Source organism: Jatrophihabitans sp., assembly GCF_051960575.1.
Taxonomy (GTDB): Bacteria; Actinomycetota; Actinomycetes; order Mycobacteriales; family Jatrophihabitantaceae; genus JBQCEE01.
In genome coordinates this window covers 1-7,698 of the sequence record NZ_JBQCEE010000288.1, presented here as the reverse complement: position 1 = coordinate 7,698, position 7,698 = coordinate 1, and the positions used below count along the sequence as shown (strand labels likewise).

Genomic DNA, 7,698 nt, shown 5'->3' with positions numbered 1-7,698 from the left:
CTGGCCGACTGTCACTGGGAACCGGTCGAGCGTGAGCGCACCCTGCGCCTCGAGGGCGCCCTGCGGGTCGTGTCGCGGACCGAGGTGCCGCTCCGCGCGGCGCGGGTCGCGGCCGAGGTCGGTGGCTCGGCCGTCGCCGGCGAGCCGAGCGACGTGCTGACCGACCTGTCCGCCGTCGCCGACCTCGTCGTCATGGGTGCCGACGTCGCGGGCGGCGTCGTGGCGCGGGACGTCGTCGCCGGCTCCAGGTGTCCGGTGCTCGTGCTGCCGCCGCAACCGCAGTGGGAGGCGCATCGGGACCTGCCCGTCACGGTCCTGCTGCCGACACCGGACATCCCGCAACGCCTGTTGCAGATCGCGGTGGACGAGGCCGAACGCGAGCACGTCGCCCTGCGCGTGCTGCAACTGCACGGAGCCCTGCGGCACCCGGCGCGGCAACCGTCCGAGCTCATCGCGGAGGAACAGGTCGGGCTCGGCGAGCTGCTCTACCCCTTGCGTGAGCAGCACCCCGACGTCGCCTTCGTCGGCGAGATCGACGTCGACGACCCGCTCGCCGCGGTCACCCGCGTCGCCGACAGCAGCCGGATGCTGGCCGCGAGCACGCACTCGCTGCGGCTGGTCGACGGCGCCGAGGCGCTCGCCCGGTGCCCGGTGCTGTTCGTCCCCGAGACCGACTCGCTGGGCCGGCTGGCACGCGCCGACGAGGAGGACGAGGCGGACCTGCTGCGCACGGTGGGGGAACCGACATGATCGCGCTGCTCGTGGTGCTGGCGTACACCGTGGTCGTCACCCTCAGCATCGCCGAGATCCCGGTCGTCGACCGGCTCGTCAAGCGGTGCCCGTGCCGTCGCGCGGGCCGCCGGGGCGACGCACCCACCGGCGACGCCGAACGTCGCGAGCTCGAGCTCACCGCGGACCTGCGCCGTGGGCGGATCGACGGCGCGACCTACCGCACGGCCATGGCCGAACTGGCCGGCCTCACCGAACCCATCACCTGATCGGACGACCACGATGACCACCGCGTCGCTGTCCACCCACCACTGGCACCGTCCGTCGGCGCGCGCACTGCGCGGTCACGGGGGCCTGCGCGTCGGACTGACGGCAGTGCTGCTGGCGGCCTCGGGTGTGGCCCTCGCCGGCTGGGTGCTGATCACCCACCTGACCACCGCGGCCCCTGCGTGGGACCGCCTGACCGACGGCTTCCGGCCGGTGATGACGACGCAGTCGATCACCGCCTCGCAGACCGACCTGAACCGCCTCGACACCGCGGTCGGCGAACTGCGCACGACGGTGCTGCCGCTGCTCGCCGCGCAGCTTCGGACCACACCGGCCCAGCTGCAGACGCAGCTCGCGAGCCAGTTCCCCGACTTCGCCCGAGGGCTGCAGATCGCCCCCACCGCAGTGGCGGACTTCCGCCGGACCCTCACGGAGTTGCAGGCCGATCGTGGGATGTTCGCCTCGGCCGACGCCATCCCAACCAAGGACGTGCCCGCCGCCACCGTGCCCTGGTTCCTGCTCGCCGGCGGCGTGCTGCTCGTCGCTTCGGGCGTGCTGGCGTGGTTCCGCCCGCGTGCGGCGGCGGCATGCGCCGCGGTGCTGGGCGTCGTGTTGATCACCGTGCCGCTCGCGACCGACCTGATCACGAAGACGGGCGACGCCGACCGGTTGAACGACCGGCTGCGCCCGGTCTACACGAGCGAGTTCGTCGCGCGGGCCGGCGCTGAAGCGACGGCCATCGACCGCATGGGCACCCAGTTGCGCGACCAGATGCTGCCGGCGTTCGCGTCGGCGATGCACACCACCCCGCAGGTGCTCGTGAGCAACCTCGCCGGCGTCGCACCGGCGACCGGCGCGCTGATCGCCGATGGGCCCGCGGCCTCGGCGCGGCTGCACGACCTGGTCGGCCGCTTCGACCGCCACCTCGGCGACTACCGCGACGTGCGGTCGGTGTCCTTCCAGCCGCTCGCCTGGTTCACCGTCGCGATCGGCGCGCTCGCCCTGCTCGCCGGCGTCGTCGGTCTGTTGCGGCCGACCAGGCGCTCGCCGCCGCCTGCATGACGGCCGCGGTGCGGCCGGCCACGCCGGTCGGGCCGGACGGGCTGTCGTCGGCGGAGGCCGCGGCGCGGCTGCAGGCGGACGGGCCGAACGCCCTGCAGCTCGCCCGGCCGGTGCGGCTGTGGCGGCTGGTGCTGCACGAGCTGCGGTCGAGCGTCATCGTCGTGCTGCTGGTCGCCGCCGTGCTCACCGCGGTGATCGGCGACGTCACCGACATGTCGGTGATCATCGCGGTGATCGTGCTCAACACCGCACTGGGTGCGGGCCAGGAGTACCGCAGCGGCAAGGAGCTCGAGGCGCTCGGCCGGCTCACCGCCCCACGTGCCACCGTGCGGCGGGACGGCCGCCCCTGGGACATCCCGGCAGCCGAGGTGGTGCGGGGTGACCTGCTCGTCCTGAACGCCGGTGACATCGTCGCGGCGGACGGGTCGGTGACGGAGGCCGAGGCGCTGCAGCTCGACGAGTCGGCGATGACCGGTGAGTCGTTGCCGGTCGACCGGCGGGCCGGTGAGCCGGTGCAGGCGGGCACCGTCGTGACGCGGGGTCGCGCCCTGGCGGTCGTCGAGCAGACCGGTGCGGCGACGGCCCTCGGACGCATCGGAGCCTCGCTCGGTGGCCGCGCCACCGTCACCCCGTTGCAACGCCAGTTGAGTGTGCTGGGCCGGCAGCTGGCCGTCGCTGCGAGCGCGGCGGCCCTCGTGCTCGCCGCGGTCGCGCTCGCGCTCGGCAAGGACGTCGAGACCAGCATCGTGCTCGCGCTCAGCCTCGCGGTCGCCGCCATCCCCGAGTCGTTGCCGGCGGTGCTCGCCCTGTCGCTCGCGCTCGCGGCGCGGCGGATGAGCCGACGGGGCGTGCTGGTGCGCCGACCTTCGGCCGTCGAGGCGCTCGGATCGGTCACCGTGCTCGCCGCCGACAAGACCGGCACGCTCACCGAGGGGCGCATGCGCCCGGCGGCCGTGGTCGGCGACGACCGGCACGAGCTGCTCGTCGCGGCCGCGCTGTGCAACGACGCGGCGGCCGAGGATGTCGGCCCCCGCGACGACCCGACCGAGACTGCACTCGTGCTGGCGGCGCGCGAGGCGGGCATCGACGTCGCCGCGGTGCGGCACGACCGGCCGCGCGTGGGATCGGTGCCGTTCGACGCAGCGACCGGGATGATGACCACGCAGCACCGCACGGAGGGCGGCGGCCGCATCTGGTACCGGAAGGGGTCGCCCGAGGCGATCGCGTCCGTGGTGGAGGATGACACGATCCTCGACGCGGCGCGCGGGCACGCCGCGGTCGGCGAGCGGGTGCTGGCCGTGGCGGTCAGCGACGACGGCACGACGTGGCGTCCGCTCGGGCTGATCGCCCTCGCCGATCCGGTGCGCGCCGACGCCGCTGCGACCGCTGCCACGTTCCGTGGGGCGGGGGTGCGCATCGTGATGATCACCGGCGACCACCCGGCCACCGCGACCGCCGTCGCCCGCGCGGCGGGCATCGCCGAGTCCGACGTGCACGCCCGCGTGCTGCCGCACGACAAGGCCGCGATCGTGCGCGACCTGCGTGGGCGCGGCGAGGTCGTCGCCATGACCGGCGACGGCGTCAACGACGCGCCGGCGATGCGCGCGGCCGACCTTGGCGTCGCGATGGGGGCGCGAGGCACCGAGGTGGCGAAGCAGGCGGCCGACCTGGTGCTCACCCGCGACGACCTGGACGTGCTCGTCCCGGCCCTGGCCGAGGGGCGCCGGGCCTGGGACAACCTGCGTCGCTTCCTGCACTACGCACTGACCGGCGGCGTCGCCGAGGTGGTGATCATGCTGCTCGGTCCGGCCGTGGGGCTCGGCGTGCCGCTGCGCTCGGGGCAGATCCTCTGGATCAACCTCTTGACGCACGGGCTGCCCGGCGTCGCGCTCGGCAACGAGCCGGCTGCCCACGACGTGCTGCGCCGGCCGCCGCGCCCGCCGCAGACCCGGCTGGTCGATCGAGGCGTCGCCGGTCGTATCACCGTGCTCGCCGTCGTCGTCTCGGCCGTGTCCCTCGTCGCCGGCGTGCTGGCACACGATGCGTCCGGCACCGTCTTCGCCGGCCTCACCGTCGCGCAACTCGGCGTCGCGCTGGGGCTGCGCGGCTCGTGGCGTCGGGGCGAGCGCAACCCCGCCCTGCTCGGCGCCGTGGTGCTGAACCTCGGCCTGCTCGCCGCCGCGCTGTGGTGGTCGCCGCTGCAACGGCTGTTGCACACCGGGTCGATCGGTGTCCGCGACAGTCTGCTCGCGCTGGCATGTGCCGTGCCGCCGACGGTACTGGCCTGGACGCAGCGCGGCCGTCGTCCGGCCGCTGGTCCTACTCCGCAGTAACCGCGACAGTAGGACGTCCGACCATGTCGGCGTCCCGCATCGAGTGACGCCGCCGCACCCGACCGCCAGCGAACGGAGCACCGTGCCCGCCATTGCCACCGCCTCGACGACGACCGTGACCGGAACTACCCGATGAGGCGCATCGGCGTGGTGGGCTGCGGACTGATGGGTGCGGGCATCACCGAGGTGTGCGCTCGCGCCGACCTCGACGTCGTGGTCGTCGAGCGCGACGACGCGGCCGTCGCGGCGGGCCGGCGCCGGGTGACGAGCTCGCTCGACCGCGCCGTCGCGCGGGGCAAGGCGACAGACGAGGCACGTGCGCGCACGCTCGAGCGGATCACCTTCACGACCGAGTACGCCGCCCTGCACGACCGCGAGCTCGTCGTCGAGGCGATCGCCGAGGACGAGGGGCTGAAGAGCGAGGTGTTCCGGCGGCTCGACGAGGTCGTCGTCGACCCGGACGCCGTGCTGGCGAGCAACACCTCGTCGATCCCGATCATGAAGATCGCGATGGCGACGAACCGGCCCGACCACGTCATCGGGCTGCACTTCTTCAACCCGGTGCCGGTGCTGCAGCTCGTCGAACTGGTGCCGTCGCTGCTGACGGCACCGGCGATCGAGGACCGCGCCCGGGCCTTCGCGGTCGACGTCCTCGGCAAGACCGTGGTCCGGTCGCAGGACCGCGCCGGCTTCGTCGTGAACTCGCTGCTGGTGCCCTACATCCTGGCGGCGATCCGGATGCTCGACTCCGGGTTCGCGACCGCGGAGGACATCGACTCGGGCATGGTGCTCGGCTGCAACCACCCGATGGGCCCGCTGCACCTGGCCGACCTGATCGGCCTCGACACGATCAAGGCCATCGCCGAGGCGATGTACGAGGAGTTCAAGGAACCGCTCTACTCACCCGTCCCGTTCCTGCTGCGGATGGTCGACGCCGGCCTGCTCGGGCGCAAGAGCGGCCGGGGGTTCTTCGACTACACCGGCTGATCGGCGGCGTAGCTGCGGCCGATGCCGTGCGCTGCGACCTGCAGCGCAGACACGAGGCGGGCCCGGTCGCGCTTGAGCGTGGGCACGACGATGCCGAGCGCGGCCTCGACACGCTGCCCGGCGAACACCGGGACGGCGACGGAGCACGCGCCGAGGCTCATCTCCTCGACCGTCGTCGCGTACCCGTCGGACCGCACACGGCGGAGCTGCTCGCGCAGGCGCGGCGCGTGGGTGACGGTGTACGGCGTGACCCGGGACAGGGACGCGAGCACCGCCTGCTGCACGTCGGCCGGCGCGTGGGCGAGCAGCACCTTGCCGACGCCGGTCGCGTGCATCGGCAGCCGTGAGCCGACCGTGCTGACGACCGGCACCGAGCGGTGGCCGGCGATGCGGTCGAGGTAGAGCACCTGGTCGGCGTCGCGCACCGCGAGATGCACCGTCGCCAGGGTGGCGGCGTAGAGGTCGTGCAGGAACGGCGACGCCGTCTCACGCAGGTCGGTCTGCACCGGGGCGAGCAGCCCTAGCGACCACATGCGGCGGCCGATGACGTACGCGCCCGACGGTGTGCGGCGCAACGCGCCGAACCCGGTGAGCTCGCCGGCCAGGCGGTGAGCGGTCGCCAGCGGCAGGTCGGCCCGCGCGGCGAGCTGGGTCAGCGAGAGGCTGCGGTGGGCGTCGTCGAACGCGCCGAGCACGGCCAGCACGCGGGACGCGACCGAGACCCCGGGTCGTGACGTGTTGCCCGCCATCGCTGCCACCTCCGTCCGCTCGGGCTCCAGTCTTCCGCTGAGCGGGAACCAGCGGTGGACCGGGGCGGCCGTGTCGGCTTGACTCTGGGTCATGGACGCGCAGCGCACGATCGACCGCGAGATCGCGGCCGCGCACGAGGCCACCGACGGGGACACGACACGTCCGCGGCTCGACTTCCCGCCGTACCGGAGCTCGGTGCTGCGGCACCCGACGAAGGCGTTCGTGCAGGCCGACCCCGAGGGCGCCGAACTGGTCGCGCCGGTGTTCGGTCACAGCGACGTCGACCCGCTCGAGGCCGACCTGACGATCGGCGGCCGCGGCGAGCCGATCGGGTCGCGCATGGTGGTGCAGGGGCGGGTGCTCGACGCCGCCGGCCGGCCGGTGCGCGGCCAGTTGGTCGAGATCTGGCAGGCCAACGCCGCCGGGCGCTACGTGCACCAGCGCGACCAGCACCCCGCGCCGCTCGACCCGAACTTCACCGGCATGGGGCGCTGCCTCACCGACGACGACGGCGGCTACCGCTTCGTGACGATCAAGCCGGGGCCGTATCCGTGGCGCAACCACCGCAACGCGTGGCGTCCGGCGCACATCCACTTCAGCGTCTTCGGCACCGCGTTCACCCAGCGGCTGATCACGCAGCTCTACTTCCCGGGCGACCCGCTGTTCCCGTACGACCCGATCTACCAGAGCATCACCGACCCGGCGGCGCGCGACCGGCTGCTCGCGCACTACGACCACGACCTGTCCCGGCCCGAGGTGCTGCTCGGGTACCGGTGGGACATCGTGCTCGGCGGCGCCGACGCCACGCCGATGGAGGCCGAGGATGCCTGACCTCGCCGCGACGCCCGGCCAGACCATCGGGCCGTTCTTCCACGACGCGCTGCCGTACCCCGGCGACCGCGAACTCGTGCCGGTCGGCTCGCCCGGGTCGCTGCTGCTGCACGGCGTCGTGCTCGACGGCGAGGGGCACGGTGTGCCCGACGCCCTCGTCGAGATCCGGCAGGCGGACGCGACCGGTGCGGTGCCGACGGTCGAGGGCTCGATCCGTCGGGCCGGCTCGCCGTTCACCGGCTGGGGCCGCAGCAGCACCGACCGCACCGGCCGGTACTGGTTCAGCACGGTCGAGCCGGCGGCGCCGTTCGTGGCGGTGACGGTGTTCGCCCGGGGGCTGCTCGACGTGCTGTTCACCCGTGCCTACCTGCCGACGGGTGACCACGCCGACGACGCCCTGCTGGCGCGGCTCCCGGCCGACGACCGTGCGGCCCTCGTCGCCGTCCGCGAGCCGGACGGGAACCTGCGTTTCGACATCCGGTTGCAGGGCGAGCGGCAGACACCGTTCCTGGGCTTCCCCGGGCACCGTGGCTGACCTGCTCTTCCCCGGCGCGCACCGCGCGGCCGGGCTCGGCGACGACGGTGCGCTGGTGGCCGCCATGCTCGCGGTCGAGGCGGCCTGGGTGCGCGTCCTCGTCGAGCACTGTGCGGCCACGCCCGAGCAGGCCGCCTCCGTCGCCGCGGTGACGTCCCTGCCGGTCTACCGGGTGGCGAGTGACGCTGCGGGCAACCCGGTGCT

The 7,698-nt window shown here is 74.0% G+C and carries 7 protein-coding genes and 2 pseudogenes; 8 read left to right on the top strand and 1 reads right to left on the bottom strand.

Going from position 1 to position 7,698, the window contains the following annotated elements:
- From ACTHMS_RS16245 to ACTHMS_RS16225, 5 genes and pseudogenes are all read left to right on the top strand, one after another.
- A pseudogene (locus ACTHMS_RS16245) lies at positions 1-750 on the top strand (hypothetical protein); the annotation flags it as partial.
- Positions 747-998: a hypothetical protein gene (locus ACTHMS_RS16240; RefSeq protein WP_440307709.1), complete on the top strand. Its 252-nt coding sequence runs from the start codon at positions 747-749 to the stop codon at positions 996-998. The pseudogene ACTHMS_RS16245 and the gene ACTHMS_RS16240, both read left to right, overlap by 4 nt.
- A gap of 13 nt (positions 999-1,011) precedes the next feature.
- Positions 1,012-2,058: a hypothetical protein gene (locus ACTHMS_RS16235; protein ID WP_440307708.1), complete on the top strand. Its 1,047-nt coding sequence runs from the start codon at positions 1,012-1,014 to the stop codon at positions 2,056-2,058.
- Entirely contained in the window at positions 2,055-4,391 is a 2,337-nt protein-coding gene (locus ACTHMS_RS16230) for a cation-translocating P-type ATPase (RefSeq protein ID WP_440307707.1), read from the top strand. Before ACTHMS_RS16235 ends, ACTHMS_RS16230 begins: the two co-directional genes overlap by 4 nt.
- Positions 4,392-4,523: 132 nt before the next feature.
- Entirely contained in the window at positions 4,524-5,378 is an 855-nt protein-coding gene (locus ACTHMS_RS16225; RefSeq protein WP_440307706.1) for a 3-hydroxybutyryl-CoA dehydrogenase, read from the top strand.
- Here ACTHMS_RS16225 and ACTHMS_RS16220 read toward each other — a convergent pair.
- Positions 5,366-6,127: an IclR family transcriptional regulator gene (locus tag ACTHMS_RS16220; RefSeq protein WP_440307705.1), complete on the bottom strand. Its 762-nt coding sequence runs from the start codon at positions 6,125-6,127 to the stop codon at positions 5,366-5,368. The genes ACTHMS_RS16225 and ACTHMS_RS16220 overlap by 13 nt on opposite strands.
- 91 nt (positions 6,128-6,218) lie before the next feature.
- Here ACTHMS_RS16220 and pcaH point away from each other — a divergent pair, with 91 nt between their 5' ends.
- The 3 genes and pseudogenes from pcaH to ACTHMS_RS16205 all read left to right on the top strand — a co-directional run.
- Entirely contained in the window at positions 6,219-6,959 is a 741-nt protein-coding gene (pcaH, locus tag ACTHMS_RS16215) for a protocatechuate 3,4-dioxygenase subunit beta (protein ID WP_440307704.1), read from the top strand.
- Positions 6,952-7,494 carry a protocatechuate 3,4-dioxygenase subunit alpha gene (pcaG, locus tag ACTHMS_RS16210; protein WP_440307703.1) on the top strand — a complete coding sequence of 181 codons (543 nt, stop codon included), beginning with the start codon at positions 6,952-6,954 and terminating at the stop codon, positions 7,492-7,494. The genes pcaH and pcaG overlap by 8 nt, the downstream gene beginning before the upstream one ends.
- Positions 7,487-7,698 (top strand): annotated as a pseudogene (locus ACTHMS_RS16205) (3-carboxy-cis,cis-muconate cycloisomerase); the annotation flags it as partial. The gene pcaG and the pseudogene ACTHMS_RS16205, both read left to right, overlap by 8 nt.